This window comes from Alteromonas sp. S005, from assembly GCF_036864475.1.
Classification (GTDB): domain Bacteria; phylum Pseudomonadota; class Gammaproteobacteria; order Enterobacterales; family Alteromonadaceae; genus Alteromonas.
Map to the genome: position 1 here is coordinate 1 of NZ_JAZETN010000021.1, position 24319 is coordinate 24319.

The 24319-nt window shown below is 43.4% G+C and carries 20 protein-coding genes; 9 read left to right on the forward strand and 11 right to left on the reverse strand.

Going from position 1 to position 24319, the window contains the following annotated elements; genetic code table 11:
* A partial coding sequence (locus tag V7R55_RS17805; RefSeq protein ID WP_334060584.1) for a helix-turn-helix domain-containing protein occupies positions 1-250 on the forward strand: 250 nt, incomplete at its 5' end.
* The gene (locus V7R55_RS17810; RefSeq protein WP_334060585.1) at positions 250-1518 is read left to right on the forward strand and encodes a hypothetical protein; all 1269 of its coding nucleotides are present in this window, start codon (positions 250-252) and stop codon (positions 1516-1518) included. The genes V7R55_RS17805 and V7R55_RS17810, both read left to right, overlap by 1 nt.
* A gap of 398 nt (positions 1519-1916) precedes the next feature.
* Here the strand turns inward: V7R55_RS17810 and V7R55_RS17815 are convergent, their stop codons facing one another.
* The 6 genes from V7R55_RS17815 to V7R55_RS17840 form a co-directional block, all read right to left on the reverse strand.
* The gene (locus tag V7R55_RS17815; RefSeq protein ID WP_334060586.1) at positions 1917-2369 is read right to left on the reverse strand and encodes a carboxymuconolactone decarboxylase family protein; all 453 of its coding nucleotides are present in this window, start codon (positions 2367-2369) and stop codon (positions 1917-1919) included.
* Positions 2370-2417: 48 nt separating this feature from the next.
* Positions 2418-3230: an AraC family transcriptional regulator gene (locus tag V7R55_RS17820; RefSeq protein ID WP_334060587.1), complete on the reverse strand. Its 813-nt coding sequence runs from the start codon at positions 3228-3230 to the stop codon at positions 2418-2420.
* Positions 3231-3320: 90 nt separating this feature from the next.
* Positions 3321-4175, reverse strand: a complete 855-nt coding sequence (locus V7R55_RS17825; protein ID WP_334060626.1) for an alpha/beta fold hydrolase — start codon at positions 4173-4175, stop codon at positions 3321-3323.
* A 143-nt stretch (positions 4176-4318) separates the two neighbouring features.
* Entirely contained in the window at positions 4319-5665 is a 1347-nt protein-coding gene (locus V7R55_RS17830; RefSeq protein WP_334060588.1) for a sensor histidine kinase, read from the reverse strand.
* On the reverse strand, positions 5662-7191 hold the full coding sequence (locus V7R55_RS17835) for a DUF3369 domain-containing protein (protein WP_334060589.1): 1530 nt from the start codon (positions 7189-7191) through the stop codon (positions 5662-5664). The genes V7R55_RS17830 and V7R55_RS17835 overlap by 4 nt, the downstream gene beginning before the upstream one ends.
* 255 nt (positions 7192-7446) lie before the next feature.
* Complete coding sequence (locus V7R55_RS17840) at positions 7447-8949, reverse strand: catalase (RefSeq protein ID WP_334060590.1); 1503 nt, start codon at positions 8947-8949, stop codon at positions 7447-7449.
* A 228-nt stretch (positions 8950-9177) separates the two neighbouring features.
* On the opposite strand from V7R55_RS17840, the gene V7R55_RS17845 reads away from it, so the two are divergent.
* Both V7R55_RS17845 and V7R55_RS17850 read left to right on the forward strand, forming a co-directional pair.
* Entirely contained in the window at positions 9178-9849 is a 672-nt protein-coding gene (locus tag V7R55_RS17845; RefSeq protein ID WP_334060591.1) for a nitroreductase, read from the forward strand.
* 104 nt (positions 9850-9953) lie between these two features.
* A complete protein-coding gene (locus V7R55_RS17850; RefSeq protein ID WP_334060592.1) occupies positions 9954-10610 on the forward strand; it encodes an NADPH-dependent FMN reductase in 657 nt (218 codons plus the stop codon).
* 67 nt (positions 10611-10677) lie between these two features.
* Here the strand turns inward: V7R55_RS17850 and V7R55_RS17855 are convergent, their stop codons facing one another.
* The 3 genes from V7R55_RS17855 to V7R55_RS17865 form a co-directional block, all read right to left on the reverse strand.
* Positions 10678-11784, reverse strand: coding sequence for an NADH:flavin oxidoreductase/NADH oxidase (locus V7R55_RS17855; RefSeq protein WP_334060593.1), 1107 nt, complete (start codon positions 11782-11784; stop codon positions 10678-10680).
* A gap of 99 nt (positions 11785-11883) precedes the next feature.
* On the reverse strand, positions 11884-13038 hold the full coding sequence (locus V7R55_RS17860; RefSeq protein ID WP_334060594.1) for an iron-containing alcohol dehydrogenase: 1155 nt from the start codon (positions 13036-13038) through the stop codon (positions 11884-11886).
* Positions 13039-13052: 14 nt separating this feature from the next.
* Positions 13053-13919, reverse strand: a complete 867-nt coding sequence (locus V7R55_RS17865) for a type 1 glutamine amidotransferase domain-containing protein (RefSeq protein ID WP_334060595.1) — start codon at positions 13917-13919, stop codon at positions 13053-13055.
* A 109-nt stretch (positions 13920-14028) separates the two neighbouring features.
* On the opposite strand from V7R55_RS17865, the gene V7R55_RS17870 reads away from it, so the two are divergent.
* Positions 14029-14937, forward strand: coding sequence for a LysR family transcriptional regulator (locus V7R55_RS17870; RefSeq protein WP_334060596.1), 909 nt, complete (start codon positions 14029-14031; stop codon positions 14935-14937).
* Between the two features lie 74 nt (positions 14938-15011).
* Here V7R55_RS17870 and V7R55_RS17875 read toward each other — a convergent pair whose 3' ends face one another.
* Complete coding sequence (locus V7R55_RS17875; protein WP_334060597.1) at positions 15012-15416, reverse strand: phosphate ABC transporter substrate-binding protein; 405 nt, start codon at positions 15414-15416, stop codon at positions 15012-15014.
* Between the two features lie 172 nt (positions 15417-15588).
* On the opposite strand from V7R55_RS17875, the gene V7R55_RS17880 reads away from it, so the two are divergent.
* The 4 genes from V7R55_RS17880 (at position 15589) to V7R55_RS17895 (ending at position 22090) form a co-directional block, all read left to right on the forward strand.
* Positions 15589-15840, forward strand: a complete 252-nt coding sequence (locus tag V7R55_RS17880; RefSeq protein WP_334060598.1) for a hypothetical protein — start codon at positions 15589-15591, stop codon at positions 15838-15840.
* Between the two features lie 620 nt (positions 15841-16460).
* The gene (locus V7R55_RS17885) at positions 16461-20477 is read left to right on the forward strand and encodes an ExeM/NucH family extracellular endonuclease (protein WP_334060599.1); all 4017 of its coding nucleotides are present in this window, start codon (positions 16461-16463) and stop codon (positions 20475-20477) included.
* A 16-nt stretch (positions 20478-20493) separates the two neighbouring features.
* Positions 20494-21087 (forward strand): PEP-CTERM sorting domain-containing protein, encoded by a 594-nt coding sequence (locus V7R55_RS17890; RefSeq protein ID WP_334060600.1) that lies wholly within the window; start codon positions 20494-20496, stop codon positions 21085-21087.
* Between the two features lie 115 nt (positions 21088-21202).
* Entirely contained in the window at positions 21203-22090 is an 888-nt protein-coding gene (locus tag V7R55_RS17895; protein WP_334060601.1) for a WYL domain-containing protein, read from the forward strand.
* A 64-nt stretch (positions 22091-22154) separates the two neighbouring features.
* On the opposite strand, the gene V7R55_RS17900 is transcribed toward V7R55_RS17895, so the two are convergent.
* Entirely contained in the window at positions 22155-24278 is a 2124-nt protein-coding gene (locus V7R55_RS17900; protein WP_334060602.1) for a response regulator, read from the reverse strand.
* Positions 24279-24319 lie beyond the last annotated feature (41 nt).

Below are 24319 nucleotides of genomic sequence, written 5' to 3' on the forward strand. Positions count from 1 at the left end.
ACATGACCTCAGTTCAACGAAAAAGGTAACGTTCTTAATGAGAAAAATTCGTGTTGCTAAGTACATCAATGAATATCTGGCCGACGATCCCGTTTCATCTCAAACGGTTATAAACTGGATAAAAAATGGAGAACTGAAAGGTGCAAAGCGTGGTGGCATCTGGCTAGTTCATGTTGATGATACGCATGAGTCAATGACATACCAATCTCCTAAGGATGAGTGTTTCAATATCCTCATGGGGGCTAACTGATGGATTTGGTGATAGTGGGACGTAAACGAAAAATTGAAAATACAGATTTGCCGTTAGGACTTTATTCACGCCCATTGCGAGGCAAAACCCGTTACTTTTATCGCAATGCAAAAGGAAAGGACACTTACTTTCCTATTGAATATAAACTTTCCGATATTCAGGCGTCTGTTGTCGAGTTTAATGAAAAAAACCGAAACAGTGCAGAATCTTTGAAGCATCGCTCAGATAAGTACAATGTATCGGTATATAAGATATGGCCGAAGATCAAAGAAAATCTTGATGAAGAGAACGAAGGTAAATCTAAAAATACACTGGAAACGTTTGAGAGAGATTGTTCTCGTTTTATCGAATTTTTCGCAAACTACTACACTAAAGATATCACACTAGAAGATGTGAACGAGTATCTTAATGAGTATCACGCAGATGCGTCAGTTAACGTTCGAAATAGAAAAATTCATTTTTTAAGAACTGTGTTTGCCGAGTTTACGGACTTGAGCTACATGGAACGAAACTGCGCGAATGACAAAAAAATTAAGAAAAAGTCTAAAAAAGCTAAATTAAAAGCGCCAGTTCGTATCTCAAAGTATGCGATCATGATGATGGCTGATGAAGCTGAACCTTTTCTTAAAACAGCAATAATGCTCTCACTTCAAACGTGTCACGCGGTTAATGAGATTGTGAACCTAAAATATTCAGACTGTCACTATTTTTCTAGTCCTAAGGTGTATTGCACTGAAACAGAAACCTATTTAGAGCCTAGCGAAGATACTCCGCAAGAACTTTTAGTCCATGGCATGATGTGGATTTCTCGCGAGAAGAACCAACACACTGCTGCTTCGAGAGTTGAGATTCCGATTACTGACGAAATGATGGCTACGATTAAGGTTTCGGTGCAAGATTTAGGTGAGGCTTTCGTTAAGGGTAAGGAGCCAAGCTGCCCTTACATTGTTCACCGTCAAAAACGTTACCACAAAGTTAATTACTCCGATGATTTTAATCACCCATGGCAACTGAAGCCTAGCTATTTGAGCAAAGAGTTTTCGAAATTACGGGATTCGTTACAGTTGTATTCGGACATCGAAGATAGAAGAGATCGTCCAGGGTTTCACGGCATTCGTTCTCTTGCAATTTATCTCCATGATAAGCAGGCTAGGGACGAAGAAATTACGATGAATCGTGCAGCACATTCAGATTTAGGGATGACCCAGCGCTACAAGGAAGGCCATGAAAAATTCAAACGAGTACCTCCATCCACGATTACACTTTAATACTAAAAACCGCCGAAACGGCGGTTTTTTTATGTCCCTAATTTAAAAAATAGGTGTCACAAAATACAGTGCTTTTAGTTTTGTAAGTTACTGTTTTTACGATGTTTGCTGTTTTTTGGGGTTTTACGGATTTTGAGTTGTTATTTAGGTTTGGTTGTGATTTTAAGTTGTTGATTTAAAAGTTATTTGCATGTTTTATTTGATATCCGCTACAACAAATGGGGTGTCAGGGGTCGGAGGTTCAAATCCTCTCACACCGACCAACTTATTCCACCCCATCCAATAACTTACATTACTTTCTAAAGCCTTCCTATTTTTAAGCGTACTCTTTTCGTACTCTTATACAGTTCAATGTTAATTAGGCCTTTGCCCACACGATATTAGTATATATAAAATCATTAACTGATATCCGGTTGAAATTGAAGGCTTACTGAAATGCGATTCCAGCTGTTGATTTGAAGTATAACTGACGTCAATTCTATCAATCCTTGTTTTCCAAACGCATTTTCTACAGTGCTATAAAGCTCCTCTGTGATGGTTGATGAGTGAATAAGCGTTAATGCTTCGGTCCACTCTAATGCGACGCGTTCCTTGTTATCAAAGCAATCCAGTTCTTTCCACGCTGACAGCACATCCAGCCTTGCCTGGTTTTCATTAGATTTTCTTGCTTCATCGGCATGTATATGTTGGCAGAAGCCGCATTGATTAATTTGTGACGCGCGCAGCCTTACTAAATGCAGAAGTTTATGGCTTAGAGCACTTTCGGCGGCGGGGTTAACTAAACCTTGTAGATGTTCAAGAATGTGAGGGTATTCAGAGTAGAATTCAGATTGTTTTATGCGATTGTTCATAATGTTCTCCTTTCATTTAGGGAGTACTATAAACATTTGGTGATTGGCCTAATTGTAAATTTGCGACAACTTTCGCGTTCTATATTGATGAGGTGTTTCTAATGCGAAGGTGCTAAAGGCATGTGTAAAGTGTGCTTGATCGAAATAACCACATGCTAAAGCAACTTCGCTTAGTTGATGGGAAGTACTCCCAAGAAGAGAGCGTGCTTGACGTATTTGAGCGAATTGGTGGAGTTTGTTTGGCGAGAAGCCAAAATTAGCTCTGAATTGGCGCTCAAGTGTTCTTCTGCTTACGCCAAATTGGTCAGCAAGACTTTGCGGGGGTACCAGTAAATTTACTGACTGATAAAGCATGTGCTCCCATTTCTGTGAGCGAGTATCACTGTTTTCAATGATATGTGCTAGCCAGTTTTGTACGGCTGAACACTGGTTATCTATAGATTCTCCTACAAGACTTTCTTGTAATCTTAAATAAGACTCACGCTCTTTTGCTAAAACTTCAACGAATTCGATTTGCTGGTTTTTACTATCGTCGAGCGTAATTCCGAAAAGGTGTTTTAATGCACCGGGCTTAAATCTTATGCTGATTTGCCTACCGGACAGTTTCCAAGGCATGGCACAAACTTTTGTGTGATAGAACAGTTTCGCTTTGCATGCTGAGTGGTCGATGTAGAAGGTCAAACTCGCCCCGGCATCGGGATAAAATTTTTCTGTTGGTGTAGTGGAAGACCCTTTTGGACGATCAATGATCCAGATACATTGCACAAATCTACTGATAGCGTTTATTGGCGTTACGAACGCAATATCAATTCGCTTAAAGCTTGCGGCGGGAATGATATTGTTTATGCTCAAAGTGTACATAATCGTCTTAAATAAGCGCCAAACGGTTCAGAGAGTCATCATCTTACCGTTGTCGCTTTTCGCATCAAGCATAAAATTGTAAGTATAAAATTACTTTTTCAAAAATTCCCGAACAGACGCTAAAACCAATTCAGCACTCTCAATCTGTGGGTAGTGCCCGATATCAGCAAGTTCTACTGTGTCAGGCTTGGGTATGAGTTCTTTATATCTAGTCACCATATGTGCGCCAGAAATAGGATCAGCCATGCCAGCGGTTAGCCGAACCGGAACATCAGCATTTTGAAGGGCACTTACCCAACGCTTTCTGTATTGCTTGCGCTGTTTCATATAGTCCAAAAGCAAATGCATGTATTTGTGGCCATTGTTCTCATTAATAAGCGCCCAGAAATCATTGATGTCTTGGTCTGAAGGGGGCGTATTTGGACCAAAGATGTTGTACATGCTTTTTCGAATGGCGTTTTTGCTCAAAAAAGGAATGAGCAGCCCGCCAATAGGGGAAAGCAGCAGCTTTTGAATGGGTAATGCTTGATGGGCCTCAGGAAAAAGGCCGCCATTTAGCAAATGCAGCGACTCCATACGAAATGAGAGGTTGCCGTCTAACTGACGGGCCATTAATTCCTGCGCAACGGTATCACCGTAATCGTGAGATAGAACGTGAGCATGGGTAATTTGAAGATGCTCCATCAAGGCTTCTATCACCGCGGCTTGTTCTTTTATTCTGTATTTTTTGGGCGCTTTGGTGCTAAAGCCAAACCCCAGCATATCAAGTGTTACGCATTGAAATTTCTGAGCAAGTGCTGGCCATAATTTAACCCAGTCAAAGCTCGCAGTAGGATATCCATGAATCAACAGCAAAACAGGCCCTTCACCTTGGGTAGTGTAGAAAATTTGCTGATCATTAACGGTTATAAATTGGCCAGAATTCCGCCAATGTGAAAGTTGCATCACGAAAAGCCTTGTTATCTTTTTGTAATCAGCTTGCCCTTTGTAAAGCTTTTGGTCTGTCGTAAGCGCGACATTTAAGCCGTACCGTGCTTGTTAAAACCGTTTAGGGAAAAATGGGTGATAGCGTTACAGCAGCACTAACTTTAAACAGGTATACAAACCGTCACCGTAGTTCCTTCCCCCGGGGCTGAGATTAAGTCAATTTCTCCGTTAAATTTTTGGCGCACAAGATTGTACAAGATATTCAAGCCCAAACCGGTGCCGCCTTTGTCACGAGCTGTTGTATAAAAAGGCTCAAACACTTTCTTATGAAGTTCTTCCGGAATGCCTTTCCCGTTGTCTTGAACGCTTATTACAACACCGTTGTCATTTTGGCTACAGCTTACAGCAACTTCATTCGTTTCGTTGGTTACTGATGGGCCAAAGGCATGACGCTGTGCGTTCGATATCAAGTTCGTAAGCAACTGTGCAATAATGCCAGGGCAGGTAGTGATCACTAAATCTGGAGTAACATCTATACTAAGATCTATTTGCTCTTTGCGAAGCATAGGTTTTAATGGGTTACAAACTCGCGGTATATACTCATCCAGCGCGATTTCTTCAATTTCCAGCGAGGTTTGGTCGGCTGAAGTTCGCTTAAAGTCTTGAACTAAGTTCGCGGCCCGCATCAGGCTTGTTTCAGCTAACGTGAGCCCTTCAGTGCAAATCGCTTCAAAATCCTTGAAACCCTCTTCTGTTAATTCACCATTTTCGAAATCTCGATAAATCTCTTTTAGTTCTTCTTTGCAGTTACTCACAGAGGTAAGCGCAATACCTAACGGTGTATTAACTTCGTGGGCAATGCCTGCTACCAGATTTCCTAAAGCGGCCATTTTTTCTGATTCAACAAGCTTTTCTTGGGCAGCCTCAAGCTCGGCAGTGCGATCTTTTACTTTTTGCTCTAGATTTTGGTTAGCTTCTATAAGCTGTTGCTCATAGTCGGCCCGTTCGTTAGCACTTACTGCTCGCCCGTAGAGGTCGGCAAGCGAAGCCGCAAAGACCATTTCATCGGCAAGCCACTCTCGAGCTTGACCTTGGTGTTCACAACAGATTATCCCTATCATTTTCCCGCGGTGGCGAATAGGGACATCAAGCATAGAGCTTATACCCAGGGGCGTTAGATACACTTCAGCAAACTCAAACGTCGCTACATCGGTTAGCGCGTCATGGGCGGCGATTGTTCTACCTGAGTCGAGTGCTTCAAAGTAATGAGGAAAATCTCTTCGCGTGAGCACTAAACTCTCGTTATCAAGATCATTGCCTTTGTCTATAAGCAACGTGCATTGCACAAGGGTTTGGTTTTCATCATATAACCAAATACCCGCTCGAGTAATTTCCAAACCTTCACACACAGAGTTGATAATTAGCCTAGAAGCAATGTCTAATTCACCTTTATCGATGTCTGGGCTTTGGCTAACGCGTAGTAAAATTAACTCTAAGGTTTCTTTCATTCATCTTCGTCCGGTTCTGTGGCACGGATCTCAAGTATTCTATCGAAGTGCTCTAGCATTATATGGGTGATTAGAGGGTCGAATTGTTTACCCGCATTCTCATGAAGGTAAGCTTTTACCTCGTCAACGCTCCATGCAGGCTTGTAGCAGCGTTTAGAAAGCAGGGCGTCAACCACGTCAACAATAGCCATAATACGCCCTTCAACAGGGATGTTATCTCCGGCAAGTCCGTCGGGGTAGCCTTTACCGTCCCATCTCTCGTGGTGGGTCTTGGCAATTATTGCGCCCATTTTTGCAACGATGCGATCAGAATCGGCAAGCAGGTCATAGCCTTTCTGCGCGTGGGTTTTCATTATTTCCCACTCATCAGGGTCGAGTTTTCCCGGCTTATGCAATATGGTCTCAGGTATGCTGATTTTACCCACATCATGAAGGGCCGCGGAGTATCGAATCGTGTCTATGAACTCTCGACTCATATGCAGTTTTTCTGCAAGAAACTCGGTCATCAGAATAACGCGTCTAACGTGACCACCGGTTTCTTTGCTTCGCATCTCGATAGCATCGCTAAGCACCATGATGAGTTCTTTCTGCGTTTTTTGAATATCTTCTTTCTGAGTAAGATTCTGGAAAATAACTGCCACGTTGGATGCAAACATTTCCAGCGTTTTTCTCTGCATTGCATCTAGCGGTTGGTCTAGCTTTACATACAAGATATTGTGGCTGTCTTCGCCAGTGGGATAATAGCCAATAAATAATTTGTCGCTTTGGAAGTGCGCTTTGTTGGTTAATACTTGTTTGACCTCTTCTTCAATTGCCTCTGGTATGCGTGTTGATATGCCAGGTTCACACAAGCCAACGAGGTCTCCGCTAGCGCCCAGTACTGTCATACTCGTATCGCCATACAAGTCGGTGTGTTGTGTAGAGAGGTAAAGCACTGAATTATTTAGATTGAGAAGTGTAAGCGTTTGTTTAAGTACCGCCGTACCAAATTGAGCTAGAGACTGGCTTGCCAATACAGAAGAGGATGACTTCAATACCTCTTCCATTCCGCGTTTTCCTCGCTCTATGGTCTGTATATCGCGATAAGAGCGAATAGCCGTATAAACGCACGATTTAAGCTTGAGTGAAGAAAGCTCTGTCTTGGCTTTATAGTCATTGATGTCATACCGTCTGATAACATCCTCTTCAGGCGCTTGACCAGGCTGACCTGTTCGCAATATTAGTCGGGTAACGTGGTTTTTGAGTTCATTGCGAACGGCATCTACCAGCTTTAAACCTGCATCGTCGGTTTCCATCACAACGTCGACAAACGCTAGCGCAATATCAGGATTAGCTTTAAACAGCGCAAACCCTTCTTCGCCACTGTGTGCAGACAAAAACTCTACGCCACGCTTCTCAAAATTAAATTTGCGTAGTGTGAGTTTTGTAACCTCGTGGACGCCTTCCTCATCATCGATAATGGCAATTTTCCAGGGAGCTAAACGCGGCGTGTTTTGTTCATTTTTAGACTTTTTGAATAACGACATACAGTGTGTAGTGAGCGATTACGTAGTTTAAACGTAAGCCAGAATTTCCGTTCTCGCAAACCTGTAAAGAGAGTTTCGTTCTAAAGTTGAATGCCGATGGCTTGTTTATGAAATTAGGTTGTTGGCGTGGGAAATAAACTTAGCAGAGTAAAAGTTTTATCGTTACTGTCAAAATTCAATGCTCAGAATTAGTACAAAGTTGGTATCTATGTTAGATACCAACTTGATAGGCTTTTTACATCACTTCGAGCGTTATTAACTGTCTTCAATAGGCGTGTTTTCAGTAATAGGTACGGTATTAACGTCAGTATCTAGGCTTTCCACGGCGTTACGCACACCTGCTGCATAGTCTGGATGTACCTTTTCTAACACAGCGTACCAGCGCTCTTTTACACTGTCAGTGCAAGGGCCCATTGCAGCAGCGTAATTTTTGTATAAACGTTCTTTCTGATCATCAGAGAACATTTCATAGAGTTTGCGTGGTTGAACGTAATCTACGTCGGCATCATCTTGATGATATCTGTCGGCATCTCCGTCAACACGAAGCGGTGGCTCTTTTACTGAAAAGTCAGCAACGGGGCCTTCGTATTGATTCGGCTCATAATAGGCATCAGGGTTACCAAAATCGTTGGTAAAGAAGCGCATTGCACCGTCTTTGTGATAGTGGTTTACCTCACTGTTTTTAGGAGCATTGGCAGGAAGCGCTTCGTAGTGGGTGCCTAAACGGTAGCGGTGAGCATCGGCATAAGAAAAGATCCGTGCTTGAAGCATTTTGTCGGGGCTGAAGCCAATACCGGGAACAACATTCGACGGGCTAAAGGCGGCGTTTTCAATCATTTGAAAGTAGTTTTCGGGATTTTTGTTCATTTCCAGCTCACCGACCTCTATGAGCGGGTAATCATCATGCGGCCAAACCTTAGTTAGGTCGAAAGGGTTATAACTTTGTTGACCAGCTTCTTCCTCAGGCATGGCCTGAATATACATAGTCCATTTAGGGAAGTTACCTTCTTCAATGGCATTGTACAGTTCCTCTTGATACTTCTCTCGCGTGCTACCAATGATTTTCTCAGAGGTCTCATTAGTGTAATTCTTGATGCCCTGTTGCGTTTTGAAGTGAAATTTAACCCAATGGCGTTTGCCTTCTTTATTCCACATGCTAAAAGTGTGACTACCGTAGCCATTCATGTGCATTGGCGACACAGGAATACCGCGGTCTGACATCAAAATAGTTACCTGGTGCACGCTTTCTGGTTGGCCAGCCCAAAAGTCAAACATGGCTTCTGGAGAACGCAGGTTTGTTTTTGGGTGACGCTTTTGCGTGCGAATAAAGTCAGGGAATTTGTATCCGTCGCGAATGAAAAAGATAGGCGTGTTGTTACCTACCATGTCCCAGTTGCCTTGTTCAGTGTAAAACTTCAGGCTAAAGCCGCGTACATCACGTTCGGTATCAGCTGCCCCAGACTCGCCTGCTACCGTAGACCAGCGGCTAAGCACTTCAGTTTGCTTACCAATTTCTGAGAATAGGTCGGCACAGGTGTAATCAGAAATGTCGTGGGTAACTGTAAACGTGCCTTGTGCCCCCCAGCCTTTGGCGTGTACCACACGCTCGGGGATTCGTTCGCGGTTTTGGTGCGCGAGTTTTTCTAAAAGTTGATAATCTTGTAAGAGGGCGGGGCCACGCTCGCCAGCCGTTTTAGTGGTTTCGTTACTTACTACGGGGGCGCCTGCTGATGTGGTTAGCTGCGGTTTTTTCGACATATAATTACTCCTTTCATTCGCTTCTTAAAAAGCCAAATTTCCATAAACATCATGCGTGATTGACTCATGACATGCTTTTGCTACGCATAGCTAAATGAAAGGGTTTACAAACTTCTATATATATCTATAAAAACAAACAATCTGAATAAACTTTCCTGCCTATTGAACGGCGACTCCCCCATGTTTACTCTAAATTAACAAGTTTGATAACCGTGTTTAAGGAAGTGTATGAATTTTGCAGAGTTTGCAGCATCAAGAAAGAGTGTTCGCGGGTTTACGAAGCAACCAGTTACTAAAGAAACAGTAGATAAAATAATTAGTGCAGCCAAGTGGGCGCCATCTTCATACAACACGCAAACATGGAAAATACACGCGGTAACAGGTGACGTGTTAGATAAGATACGCGAGGGCAATACCAAGAATACATTAGAAGGCAAACCTCACGTTCGAGATTTTCCCTATAAAGAAGACTATGAAGGTGTACATCGCCAGCGCCAAATTGATGTTGCGATACAGTTATTCAATGTGATGGGCATAGCGCGCGAGGATAAGGAAAAGCGCATGGATTGGATGATGCGCGGTTTTCGTCAGTTTGATGCACCGGTTTCTTTGGTGCTGACGTATGATAAATCTCTGGAGCCTGCAGGTATAACGCAGTTTGGCTTAGGATCTTTAGCGTACGGCATAGTGCTGGCGGCGTGGGATTTAGGTCTGGGATGCGTTATCAATGGCCAAGGTATTATGCAGTCTGACGTAGTACATAAATACGCTAACATCCCTGATGATGAAGCCATTATGATTTGTATCGCGCTTGGTTACCCAGACCCAGACTTCCCAGCAAACGACGTTCGTTCAACTCGCGCTGACAACCAAGAGTTTGTGACTTATCACGGGTTTTAGCTTGTTAAGCTTATGCTTTGCTTTTTCGATAGCGCAACGGTTGTGTCCTCCTTTAAGAAACACTAGGCTGGGCCAAACGATGCACTTACGAAGGAGCGAGCGAAGTGAAATTCTTAGTTTTTCTCGGCACCGTACGTGACAGTACGCCCCCTAGACCAGCAAGGTTAGGCTTTCGAGTCGCAAAAGCGATATTGAATTGGGCCAAAGATAATATGGCTGAACACGAGTTTGAACTGATTGACCCTTTAGATTACAAAACCGGTGAAGTGTTCAAACCTCATTTTGCTTATGCTCAAGGGAAAGCGCCCGAAGCGTTATCAACGCTGGCTGAAAAAATAGAATCTGCCGATGGGTATGTAATGGTAAGCCCTGAATACAACCATTCAATGAGCCCCGCGTTGGCGAATTTACTTAACCATTTTGGCAGCTCTTTATATTCATTCAAACCCAGCGTGATTGCCACTTATTCGGCAGGGCAGTGGGGCGGTATGCGCGCGGCCGTTGGGATGCGAACCTTTTTATCTGAGCTTGGGTGCCTGCCTGTTTCTGCAATGATCCATGTACCTCATGCGCAAGATGCGTTCGATGAAGACGGGGCAGCTGTTAGTGAACAAGAAGAAAACTGGCGAACTTACTTTGGTCGTGCGCTTAGCCAAATGCTCTGGTGGGCTGAAGCTACGTCAAATCACCGACAAGAAAAAGATCCGTTTGAAACCTCTAAAGCTTTTAAAGCATCGCCAACCCAGAGGAACATTAATTAGGAACAAAATAAGCACAAACTAAAAAGGCAGCATAGCTTTAAGCCTCTGCTGCCTTTATTTCTACTTGCTACCTTTCATCTGATGGCGCGTAACGCTCCAGCCAATGAGCGTAAGGCGCAGGCATTACCCAAGATGGTTTCTCAACGCCTAACTGTTTTGCCGCATAGTACGTCCAATGCGGGTTAGTAAGGTGCATTCTGCCTACCATAACAACGTCAAGCTGTTGGTTTTCGATTGTCTCATTAGCAAGCTGTGGCGTGTCTACACCCCAGGCCGTTGCAACAGGGATATCAGCTTCGTCTCGCACGCGTTTTGCAACAGGCGCTAGGAAAGCTGGTCCCCACGGAATATTGGCCTCAGGGGTATTGAAGCCCACGCTAACACTTACAAAATCAGCACCAATTTCTTTAAACTGTTTTATAAGCTCGATAGATTCGCTTAGCGTTTGCTCGTCTTCGCCGTCGTATTCAATAACGCCAAACCGCACGGTTAGCGGCAGGTTTTCTGGCCAGACTTTGCGCACTTCGCTTAGTGTTTCAAGCAAGAAGCGCCCGCGACCTTGTGCATCACCACCGTATTCATCTGTACGCTTGTTCGCGTGTTTCGAGAAAAAACTTTGGGCTAAATAACCGTGTGCAAAATGTAGTTCAAGCCATTCATACCCAGCTTCAAGCGCACGCTCGGCGCCTTTAACAAAGTCAGCCTTAACACGTTCAATGTCGGCCTTAGTCATTTCGGTAGGTGTTACCGGAAGGTGCGCACCGAACGCTTCTGCAGAAGGGCCAATGGGCTGCCAACCGTTTTCTTCACTTGGCTGAATGTGGTCGTCGCCTTCCCAAGGACGGTTAGCGCTAGCTTTTCGTCCTGCATGAGCAATTTGAATACCTGCAACTGCGCCCTGGCTTTTAATGCGCTCTGCAATGTTTTTAAGGCCGCTAACGTGATCGTCTTTCCAAATGCCTAAGCAATTTGGCGTAATGCGACCTTCTGGAGAAACCGCTGTTGCTTCAACGATTACAAGCCCTGCGCCACCACGAGCGAACGACTGATAATTTGCTTCATGCCACTGATTGGTAAAGCCGTCTTCTGCCGAATATTGGCACATAGGAGGCACGGCAATTCGATTGCGAAGCGTTACATCTTTTAACGAAAACTGTTCAAATAGTGCAGTCATATTTCTCTCTAATGAAGATAAGAATAAAAAGTACCCAGGCTATGCTGGGCACTTAAATGTAGAAAAAGCATATGCGCGTTGCGTCATATGCAACCAGGCTTATGCTGCGAGGGTTAAAATTTCGCGGGCTTTTGCCAGGTCGATATCGCCATGCTCACCAAGCGCTGTTAATCCATTGCGCTCTAAATTGTCGATAAGCCCATCAATTGCAGACTTTTCTATGTCATAGTCTGATAGGCGGGTTTTTACCTGCATGGTTTCGAAAAAGTCTTGTACAGCCTTAATGGTCAAGTCGATGGCTTTTTCTTTGTCATCTTCTTGAATACCGAACACGCGCTCGCCTAGCTGTAGTATTTTTTCCTGTTTCTTGTCGCGCTGTACAAACATCAATGATGGCAATACGATAGCTAAAGTTGCGGCGTGATCTAAACCATGTAGTGCGGTAAGTTCATGGCCTATCATGTGCGTGCCCCAGTCTTGTGGTACGCCTTTTCCTATAAGGCCATTAAGTGCCATAGTTGCTGACCACATCACATTTGCACGTACGTCGTAGTCTTCAGGTGTTGCTAGGGCTTTAGGACCTTCTTGAATTAAGGTTTGTAAAATACCTTCTGCAAAACGGTCTTGAAGCGGCGCATTTACTGGATAAGTTAGGTACTGCTCTATTACGTGAACAAATGCATCAACTACGCCGTTAGAAACTTGGCGAGGCGGTAGTGAATATGTGAATTCCGGGTCAAGCACAGCAAATACTGGCTGTACTGTTTCCGATGAAAACGCGCGCTTCTGTGAAGTTTCCTTTCTATTTACTACCGAGTTGCCGTTACTCTCAGAGCCTGTGGCAGGCAGTGTAAGCACTGCGCCAATCGGTAGTGGATTTTCGAAAGATGCACCCTTGATTAATATATCCCATGGGTCTCCTTCAAAGTTTACTGCCGCTGCTACGAATTTTGCGCCGTCGATAACACTTCCGCCGCCTACAGCAAGAATGAAGTTAACGTCATTTTCACGGGCCACATTCACCGCTTTCATTAATGTTTCGAATTCTGGGTTTGGTTCAACACCTTGAAATTCAATAACGTCGGCGCCTTTCAGCGCGTCATTTACTTTATCGTAAATACCATTTTTCTTAATTGAGCCGCCACCATACAGGAAGAGGACTTTTGCTTGTTCCGGCAAACGTGAAGACACTTCACTTAGTTGACCTTTGCCGAATAAAATTTCGGTTTGATTTTTAAATGTAAAATTAAGCATCGTGTTGCCTGTCCTTAATTAGTTTGTGAGTTTAGCTGTTGTAAAAGCTTTTCAGCTAACAGTTCGTCAGAAAATGGGTTTTGGCCTGTAATAAGTTCACGGTCTACTACTACATTTGGCGCCCACATTTCTTTGTATTCCATACTTCCACCCGCTTGCGCCATTGCGTCTGCTGGGTAATATAATAAAGTTGCATCATCTAAGGTGCTTTCAAAATATTCTTCTTCCGGCGTCGAGAAGATTGTCATTTTGTAGCCTTCATAAATCCAATTATCAGATGTGGCTTGCTCACCTGATTTCAATGCTAGTTCGAATGCCTTTGGGTTAGATTGCCCAGAAAGTAAGGCGATTGGACCATGACAGATTGCAGCAGTGGGTTTTCCTTCATTATGAAAGTGAGACAAAATCTCGCCTACCTGAGGGTTGTTGGCTAAGTCGATAAGTGGCGCGTGCCCTCCTGGAATGAATACACCCTCAAACTCATCAAGCCCTTGTGCAATAACTTCGCTTAGTGACAATGTGTCATTAATACCATCTATCGACGCAACAAACGTTTGAATATCTCGCATTTGTGATTCGCCGCCATCAAAGTATTGTGGAATAACGGACTTTTTATCTACGGCAGGCGCATTACCTTTTGGTGTGGCCAATACTAGCTTGTAGCCGGCATCTACCAATGCCTTTGCTGGCACGCCAAACTCGTTAAGGTAGTAACCTGTAGGCTCTGTTTTGCCCTCTGCCAGCTGCATTACATTTTCGCTTGAAAGTAAAACAAGCACTTCGCCTTTACTGGCTTTTGATGATTGAGCGTCGGCTGCATACGCCGACTGTGATAACCCAGCGATGATGGCAAGTGATAGAATTGATGATGATTTTTTCATGTGCTTTTCCTGTCGCATTTGAAAGTGCGTGCATCTTAGAGTTGTTGGTTTAAAAGCAGAAGTCAGATAAATTATGATGAGTCATCAAAAATCTGATGGGTGGAAAATTATGTCTTACCTAACACAGTTAAAAACCTTTGTAGAAGTCTATCGAAGCGGCAACATCACACGAGCAGCAACGCGGCTTCATATGTCTCAGCCAGCAGTAACTTCACATATACAGGCAATGGAACATATTGTCGGTAAAGAATTGTTTGTGCGAAAAGCGAGAGGCGTAGAGCCAACGGCGATCGCTGATGATTTAGCGCTACAAGTAGCCAGCCACATAGATATATTGGAACAAAAAGTTGCGTCTATTCGAAGCCGAGCGTCAACAGATCACGGCACCTTACACTTAGCAGGGCCTGCGGAATATTTGAGTTTTGTTGCGGGCCCTGCGCTCGCAAACTTACTGCAAGCTGACAAAGTAAATTTGGTTATTCATACGGGAAATAAAAATAACACCTATCAATTGTTGGAAGATGATATCGCTGAACTTGCTATCACCGCATCTGAGCCAACAGACGCTATGTATGAATATCAGATGTTAGACAAAGAACGTTTGGTCTTGGTCATGAACCGGGTTCAAGGTAAATTACTTAGTGGTAAAGAGGTCACGGCGTCGTTACTGAATCAACATAAGGTAGTAAGCTATGACGAACAACTTCCGCTTATTCGCCGGTACTTTTCAGAAGTGTTTAACGCGCCCTGTGAGTCACCTGTGGCCGCGATATGCCCAGATATTCGTGCAATCAGCAGCATTCTTAAAGCAGGAATAGGCTACTCTGTGTTGCCTGATTACCTTTGCAAGGAAGCAATTGCCAAAGGCGAACTAGTTCCGCTTGGAAAGAGCGGGCCTGAAAACGAAATATACTTAGTATGGAAGAAAGGTGCGCTGCGACATCCTAGAGTAGACTTTGCAAAAGACGTCATAATGGCATTCGCTAATATTAATCATTTAGCCAGTTACCCAGATTAATTTAGGGATGCAGCGCGACTCGCATAGTAGTGTGTCGCGCTGTGCCTAAAATAAACTTTTTAGAGGTGAGTAATTTAAAACGTGCCAACAACCTTTACTTGGCCGTCAACTTTGCTCTCATCGATAAATCCAATGGTATTTGGATTCGTCGCAACTAATTTCAACATTTCGTCTTCAGACGCAATCATTTCAGGTGGCGTACCGCGACCAGTGAAAACAAGCTTTGACCAAAATGCAGAATATTGTGACTCCGATTTCCCTAAGATATTGTTGTTAAACGCATCTCTTGCGGCATTACCTTGTTCGAAAGTCAGAGGAATTGCGCGGTTGCCGTCTGGAAAGGCTTTTACTTTGCCCAAGTAAATTTTCTTTACCGTGTCGATATCTATGCCTGAACTGTTGTTAGCATTAACAATTACGGCTGTTCCCGCGTAAAGTGGTGCCGATAAAATTAGAAACAGGGCTGCAATTATCTTCATTGATATTACCTTAAATCGTCTCTCTGCACGCTTTGTCGCTAAGTTGATAAACGATGGTACAGAGTTATTAATATGAAAGGGCAAATCACCCTTGGTAAAGTATAACTGAGATTTGTGATTTGTCGCACTTCAACAAAAGGTGAAATTTACAAAGAGGAGAACAAACAACGTTATGGCAAAACCCAATGCAAAAGGGCCGGTTAGAACCGTGCAAATATTTTGCGCTAAATGTAGGTTCCAGCTTTTCAAGTATCGAAAAGGTGGAAAGGGGGCGTTAGTTAAATGTTTTAAAGAGCGAATTGTCGAGGACTATACTGTTGAAGAGGGCATTTGTCCCGCCTGTAACACTCAGTTTGCTAGGAATGCGATTATTCGCGGAACTCCCGCATTCAAGATGGTGGGTGGTAAAGTGCACATGAAGTGACGTTTTAAAAGGGTCTGGCGCATCATACAGATGTTATAAAGAGTAGATAGGGCTTCTTATTTTTGTAATTGCTGACATTTTTGAAAAATTAATCTTTTTACCAATTTGCTCTTACACAGAATTTGCCTAAATGTATATAGTAGCCGGTTAGCCTTCTAGTACGAGAAGGCCAGTGACCAATTCATGGAATAAAAGTCAGGGGAATGAGTTCTTACCTAACTGTTAACCTGAGATGTTGCATGTCTATTCAAAGAAAATTTCTGTTCTCAATTTCTGCAGTCATTGCATTATTAAACAACTTAAAATCATTGTGTCTAATATCTAAAGTAGAACTAAAGAGTGCTCAACAGGCGCTCTTTTTTTGTGCATCTAAAATGTAACATGCACTGGATATCAGCATGGAAATGTTTCAAAACTGAAACAATTTGGTAATGTTACAAATCAGCTTACCCTATACCGAAGCTCAGTAGAGTTAATCAATAAATAAACTTATTTTAACGCCCTAAGTTATTGATATACTGGCTGTGTTACGATTTTATTATTATTTTTGTTAAGTGCTTGCTGTAAATACCTATGTATAAGAATTTATACCTTCCTTGTACAAAAAAGCGGAAAGCAAAATGGTTAATGAGGGTAACACACAAAAGTATAAGCTGAAGCATTCAGCTAAGGTAGTCAACGCGTTGTTGGCTGGGGCATTGTCACTGGGCGCGGTATCAGTTAACGCTTCAGCCGAAACGCTATGGCTAGAAGACTTTGAAGCGGCCGAGCTACAAAACAAAGGCGCAACTGGCTCTAATCCTGGCGGAGCAGTACTAAGTCTTGAAGGCGTTGAACGTTGGTCAATTGATGTTTCCGCAGGCGCATTAACTGCAACTGATGATTGGTTTCGCGTTGAAAACGGCGCAATGCAAGCGCGCGATGTCGATGGTGAAGTGGTTTGGTTGAGTGAATCGATTGATATCACTGATGCGGGTGATGTCACCATCAATGCAGTACTTTCTCAAAGTGGAACATTTGAAACTGCAGACTATATCGACGTATTTTACTCACTAGATGGCGGCGCTTTTGAACTTATAACAATTACCGAAGGCGCATCAAATACTGTACAAGACGACTTCGGTAGTGCCACGGTAAATGAAACAATTGGTAGCGGAAGCACGTTAGTATTGAAAGTCGCCATGGCTAATAATGCAGGCACAGAATACTTAAATTTAGACAGTATTTCGGTGACCGGTAGCGGTGCCACTGATGGAGGAGACAACGGCGGTGATAACCCTGATAACGGGGGCGAGCCTTCAAACGAACTTCTTTTCTTAAGCGGTAGTTGCTTTAATTGCCCAGATTTAGAAGCAATTAATTTAGCGAGTGATTTTGTAGCATCGAACTACTACGCCGCTCTAGATGCAGCTATTGCTAATGGCGATAGCGCACAAACACTGAAAGAAACAACACACAACATCATTGAAAATGGTCATCGCACGCTATCATACTCTGAGGTTTGGACGGCGCTAACCTATACCGATGAAGATCCTTCAAATACTGACAATGTTATCCTATTTTACAAAGGGATATCGCAAGGGAAGTTTACCAACGGAAGTGGTAGCCAAAGCTCTAACTCAGACAATTGGAACCGTGAACATGTTTGGGCAAAAAGTCATGGCTTTTCAAGCTCAAGCTTAACGGCATACACCGATATTCTTCACCTGCGCCCCACAGACATCTCTGTTAACAGTTCGCGCGGTAATCTTGATTTTGACTTTAGCGATAGCGCACTTGCAGAGGCACCAACAAACCGTGTTGATAATGACTCTTTTGAGCCGCGCGATGCAGTGAAAGGCGACGTAGCTCGCTCTATGCTTTATATGGATGTGCGCTACGACGGTAACACTGCAGGTGATACCGAAGAAGATTTAGTATTGTTAAACCGCTTAACGTCTACCGACGAAGCAGCATTTGGCAAGCTTTGTGTGCTGCTTCAGTGGCATGAAAGCGATCCAGTTGATGAATTTGAGCGTCGCCGTAACGAGCGTGTGTTTGAATTGCAAGGGAACCGTAACCCGTTTATTGATAAGCCTGAACTTGCTTCACTTATCTTTAATGAAAGCTGTGATAGCTCGGGCGGAGACACTGGTAGTGATACCGGAGGAAACACAGGAGGAGACACAGGCGGTGATACTGGCGGAGATACAGGTGGTGACACAGGACCGTCAACCAATAGTGTTTACATCTCAGAGTATATTGAGGGCGGTAGCTATAACAAAGCGATAGAGCTTTTCAATAGCTCGACTCAACCTGTGAGCTTGTCTGGCTACGAGTTAGTTTTACTTTCAAACGGCGATACTGCCGATGCAGACCGCAAAGTGCTAGTGCTTGAAGGCGAGATTCCTGCAGGCGGCGTGGCGACATTCGCTCACGGGAGTGCGGATGCTTCGCTTAAAGCTGGTTCAAAAATCAGCAATTTAGTAATGAACTTCAATGGAGACGATTACCTTGAACTTGTCTACAACGGTGAAGTTGTAGATGCATTAGGTACTTTTGGCGTTAAGACTAATTGGGGCAAAGACGTCACGTTAGTACGCAAGAGTTCTGTGACAGGCGGAAACCCTAACCGCAACCCAGCGTTTACCACTGATGAATGGGACAGCTTTCCAAAAGATACACTGAGTAATTTTGGCGGTCATAATGGTTCAGTAAGCGAACCAACGGATCCTACCGACCCAACTGACCCGACAGATCCCAATGACCCGACCGACCCTATCGCTGAAGCAACGCTAATCAGCGCGATTCAAGGTGACGGCGATGAGTCAGCAATGGTCGGTACCGACGTGACTGTCGAGGCGGTTGTAACCAAAGTTGTGCCTGCTATGAGTGGATTCTTTGTTCAGGAAGAAGCGAGTGATTCAGATGGTAATACGGCAACATCTGAAGGTGTGTTTGTTTACGCAGGTTCATTTGGTCTACCAGAAGCAGGTGATGCGGTGCGTTTGCAAGGTACAGTAGGCGAGCGCTTTGGTGTAACCCAATTAACTCTGTCTGCAGAACCCGAGGTTACGGGTGTAGGTAGTAATGTGCTTTACACACCTGTTGCTATGCCATTTAGCCTTGATACTGATTTAGAGGCACTAGAGGGCATGCACATTAGTTTTGAACAAACCCTTAAAGTATCTGATATCTATAATCTTGGGCGTTATGGTCAGTTTAACGTGTCGTCAGAACGCTTATTCATTCCTACTAATCAGTTTGTAGCGGGTTCAGAAGAAGCGTTGGCGCTAGCTGAAATCAATGCACGAAACACTTTATTGGTTGAGGACGGAGCTACATCACAGAATTTGGATGACATTCCTTTCCCAGCAGGTGGTTTATCGCACAACAATCCACTGCGTTTGGGAGACAGTGTAGAGGCCCTAGAAGGTGTATTACATTACGCTTTTGGTGCTTACAACCTTATCCCTGTTGGTGATATTCAAACCGTACGCACTAACCCACGAATTGCGGAGCCGCAGCTAAATGCTATCGGTGATGTAAAAGTGGCTAGCTTTAACGTACTCAATTACTTCAATGGTCCCGATTTTCCAACCTCTCGCGGTGCAGAGTCAGAAATTGAATTTGCTCGTCAGCAAGCGAAAATTGTATCTGCCATTGTGGCAATGAGTGCAGACGTACTTGGCCTTGTTGAAATTGAAAACGATGGTTATAGCAGTGAAGCCGCGATTGCGACATTAGTCGATAGCGTAAACGCTGAACTAGGCAGCGATGAGTACAGCTATGTTGCATTAGAGTCTCAGCTAGGCGATGACGAAATTGCTGTAGGTATAATCTATAAGCCTGCCGTAGTTTCGCTTCAGGGCAACCCTGTGACGACGTCTGAACCACCATTTGACGACGGTAACCGTCAACCTTTACTGCAAAGTTTCAATGTAAACAGTAATGGCGAAGCCTTTACCTTAGCGATAAATCACTTTAAGTCAAAAAATTGTGGTGGTGCTACAGGCAACGACGCAGACTCAGGTGACGGTCAAGGTTGTTGGAATGAAAAGCGTACCCAAGCTGCACAAGGTCTGATTTCCCTTGTTGAGCAAAACAGTGACGTCTTGTCTGACCGCGTTATCGTAATGGGTGATTTGAATGCCTATGCGAAAGAAGACCCTATCCTCGCGCTTGAAGAGGCTGGCTACAGTAACTTGGTTAACTTCTTTGATGGCGACAGCGCTTATTCCTATAGCTTCGGCGGAGAAGTAGGTTACATAGATCACGCTTTATCAAGCCCTTCGTTAACCGAATATGTGGTAGACGCAACAATATGGCATATCAATGCCGACGAACCTCGCGTGTTCGACTATAACGTAAATTATAAGACTGAAACCCAGCTTTCTAATTACTACGGCGCTGATGCGTATCGCTCGTCAGATCACGATCCAGTAGTGGTAGTGCTTAACTTCCCAGAAGAAGTAACAGTTGGAGATTTTGATGGTGATAACGATGTGGATTACAACGATATCATGGCCTTCTATCAACTGTTTTTACAAGGGCAAGCAACGGGTGAAAACTACGATTTCAACGGCGACGGCCAAATTAGCTTCTTCGATATTCAGGCGTTAATGGCGATGTGTACACGCGCTAACTGTGCAATTTAATTTTAGGAAAATAGCAATGAAAAAATTCTTTTTACTATTAATGGCTGCCGCCACTTTTAATGCAAATGCAGCTTTAATTTCGATTACAACAGATAAAGATACTTATAACGTTGGCGAGACAATCACGGCAACAGTAAGTGCTTCAAAGCTGTCTGTAGGTGGCGTGCAGACTTACTTCAATGGCTATATTGCACTTTTCAACTTCGATAGCTTATTTTTGAGCCTAGATGTTTCGTCTATTATGGATTTAGGTGCATTAGGTGTTCGGCCAGAAGTGAAAACTTCTGATAGCGATGGAAATACGCTAAGTATAGATGCAGGTGAAAACTTATTTGCACCGTTCGATCCCACATTTCAGGGCGCTATATTTGCACAACAAGGTAAAGATGTCGTGGAACTCTTTTCGTTTAGCATGCTAGCGCTGAACGCTGGTCTCGTTGAGTTAACCCCTACTAGCATTGTATTGGGGCAGGGAGGAAGACCTCAGAGTGGCAATACTACTGAAAGCACAAGCTTTGAAATCGCTCAAGTACCTGCACCAGGTACCTTTGTGCTATCGCTACTGGCGTTAAGTGGTATGTTTTTCGCTCGTAAGCGTGCGAAATCATAAACCTTAAACGCTAAAAGTTTAAGCCCAGCCAAGTGCTGGGCTTTTTTATGTCTTTTACTATTTACATGCGGCTTTAAATGAACCACACTGAATAAAAATACAATAAGTGCGCACCATGTTAGAGACTATTTCTTTTTCTCAACGCCAACGACTGGCGTATATCGATTTCTGCCTTTTGTTTAAAGGGGCCATTCATCGCCAAGATTTAATAAATCGTTTTGAGGTAGGGCTATCGGCAGGCTCTCGTGACTTTACGCTATATAAAGAGTTAGCGCCTGAAAACTTAATCTATGATCCAAGGGAAAAGCGTTATTTTCAAACAGAGAACTTCGTTCCCGTTTTTGAACACGATGCAAAACGAACCTTGATAAAGCTTGCTAACGATATATCGGACGGTTTTGATGCCATTGGCGATGTACACTTTCCGGTAGAAAGTGCATCTTCCCTGAACGTGCCTGATATTTTTGTGGTAGCGAAAGTTGTACAAGCCATAGTAAATAAAAAGGCGATGAGCGTTATTTACACATCTTTGTCTAGTGGCAGTGGCGCACGAGAACTTGTGCCGCATAGTATTGTTGATAATGGTCAGCGCTGGCATGTGCGCGCCTTCGATAGGAAATCACAAAGTTTTCGCGACTTCGTTCTGACAAGAATCAGTAAGGTTACAGTTAAAACTGAGCCTGAAACTCACGAATGCATTGAGCACGATGAAGAGTGGGGAAGGCTTATTTCTCTTGAAATTGTGCCTCACCCCAAAAATATCAAATATTCTACGGCAATAGAGCTCGATTACGCCATGGAAGAAGGCGTACTCAAATTAGAGGTACGCGCGGCTATGGCAGGGTATTTACTCCGCCGCTGGAACGTTGACTGCACAAAACACGCAAGCTTGCGCACTGGTGAATATCAGCTTTGGCTTAGAAACCAACAAAGTTTGGCAGACACTGACAACCTTGCTATTGCCCCAGGATATATAGGGGAGCAAGAGGCCTACACCGTGTAGCAACTCCTTGGCTGAGTTAAATTTATCGGGCAAATAAAGCTGGCCCGCAGTTTTGGTGGGCACCTTATCCAATATATTTCTTAATTGTAAGTAACAGGGTGTCTTTATCTAACGGTTTTGCTAGAAAGTCATTCATGCCTGCGGCCAAGCATTCTCCTTTGTCCTCGGCAAATGCGTTAGCAGTTAAAGCTATGATGGGAGTGTTTGATTCCAAGGTTTTTCTCAAAATAGTGGAAGCTTCGATACCACCCATAATAGGCATGTTACAGTCCATAAGTATCAGGTCGAACTTGTGTCGTTTACTTATTTCAACGGCATCTTGGCCGTTCTTAACATGCAAATATTTGTACCCTTCAGTTTGCAATATAGCTTTGACAATCTCGGCGTTAATTTCGTTATCTTCGGCCAATAGTACCCGTTTCTTTTTGTTGAGTTCTTGTATCTCTTGGCGGCTAATAGGCTTTGCTTCAATCAGCTTACTTAAATCATTTTCCAGTTCACGTCTGTTGATTGGTTTAGCATGAGTCTTCCAAATACTTTCAAGTATTTCGTGTTCGTCTTCCAGTCTTTCTAGCTCTGCCGAAATTAATATTACTTTAGGAAATTTAGACGGTGTTAAACCTTTAAGCTTATGAAGTAAATCTACGCCGCTCATTTCTGGCATAGAAAGATCGAGAATTATGACATCAAAACTAAGCGGTTTGTCATCTAAAAATGCGTTCGCACTTTCATAGCTACAGGGCTCAATCGACATAGACGCAACGATGTGCTCAAAGTATTCGCGACTGGTTTGAAGGTCGTCAATGATTGCACAACGCAAGTTAACACATGGCACAATTTTGATATCTGGGAGCTGTGCTTCTCTTGCCTGCATTGTAAAGGTAAAGGTGCTGCCTTTGCCTGATAATGAGACCACATTAATGTCGCCATCCATTAGGTTAGCTAGCTGCTTTGCGATGCTTAACCCCAACCCTGTGCCGCCAAACTCTCGTGTTGTAGATTGGTCAGCTTGTTCAAACTTTTTGAAAATGCTTTCCAGCTTAGAAGAAGGTATGCCAATGCCTGTATCGATAACATCAAAGTTAAGGCGATTGCCATTTTCATGTTTAGCGTGTGTCACTTTTAGCGTTACCGAGCCTTTGGCCGTAAACTTAATCGCGTTGCTCAGCAGATTGTGTAAGATTTGCGTTATTCGCGTTATATCACCTTCGATGACATGGGGAAGATCTGCGTCTTTCAAATAGTGAAATTCGAGCCCTTTACGCTGGCAATAAACCCGTTGCAATGAAACTACATCGTCTAGTACTTGTAACAAATCAACAGGGGCCTGTTCTATTTTGATTTTGCCTGCTTCAATCTTCGATATATCTAATATGTCGTTGATCAAAACTAACAGCTGCCTGCCGGCTGTTTTTGCCTTTTTTAAGTACAAGTTACTTTTTTCGGGGTTATCTATTGCCAGCTCTATCATGCCAAATAAACCGTTCATTGGCGTACGCAACTCATGGCTCATACTTGATAGAAATTCTGATTTTGCTTTACTGGCTTTCTCTGCTTTTTCTGCCGCATTTTGTGCCAATTCTTTGGAGTGCTCTAGCGCGTCAATAGAACGTTTAACCTGACGTTCCATAGGAAAGAAAATAATTGCGGCTTCTATAGTCAGCAGAACAAGTGCTGCAAGCCACAGGTACATTTCAATAGTAAGAACCATATCTACACGTGAAATTGCGTCTTGTTCAAATTGGCTGACAACATTGTCTAGCTGATGTAGAAGCGAGGTAAGGTTTTGAACTGGCATAAGGGGAGACGTTTCGCAACGTGTATTCGTTAACAAGCTCTCAGCGTTATCGACAAAGTTTTTGACTTTTGAATCAAGCTGTCCTTGTTGAAAATAAGTGTTAAACGTTTGCGTAGGCAGATGTTCCAACGAAACAAGATACTCATGATTTTGTTTGAATTTGGCAAGATCTTGTTTTAAGTAGCCTAATTCTTGGTTGTCTTTACATAATGTCGATGAAGCAGCTAGCATCGCTATGCGTTGCGATAGCATACGCTGCTGGCCTGCAATATTAATAATTTCTCCATCTTGCTTTTGTTCTTTAATTAATCCTGAAAGAATTAGAAAAGACAAAGTAATTAGCGATGCTGTTAGCGCTAAAGCAACGATATATCGAAAACGTATGGACATAAGGTATAGAGATGCACAGTGATAACTAAAAGATAATAGAT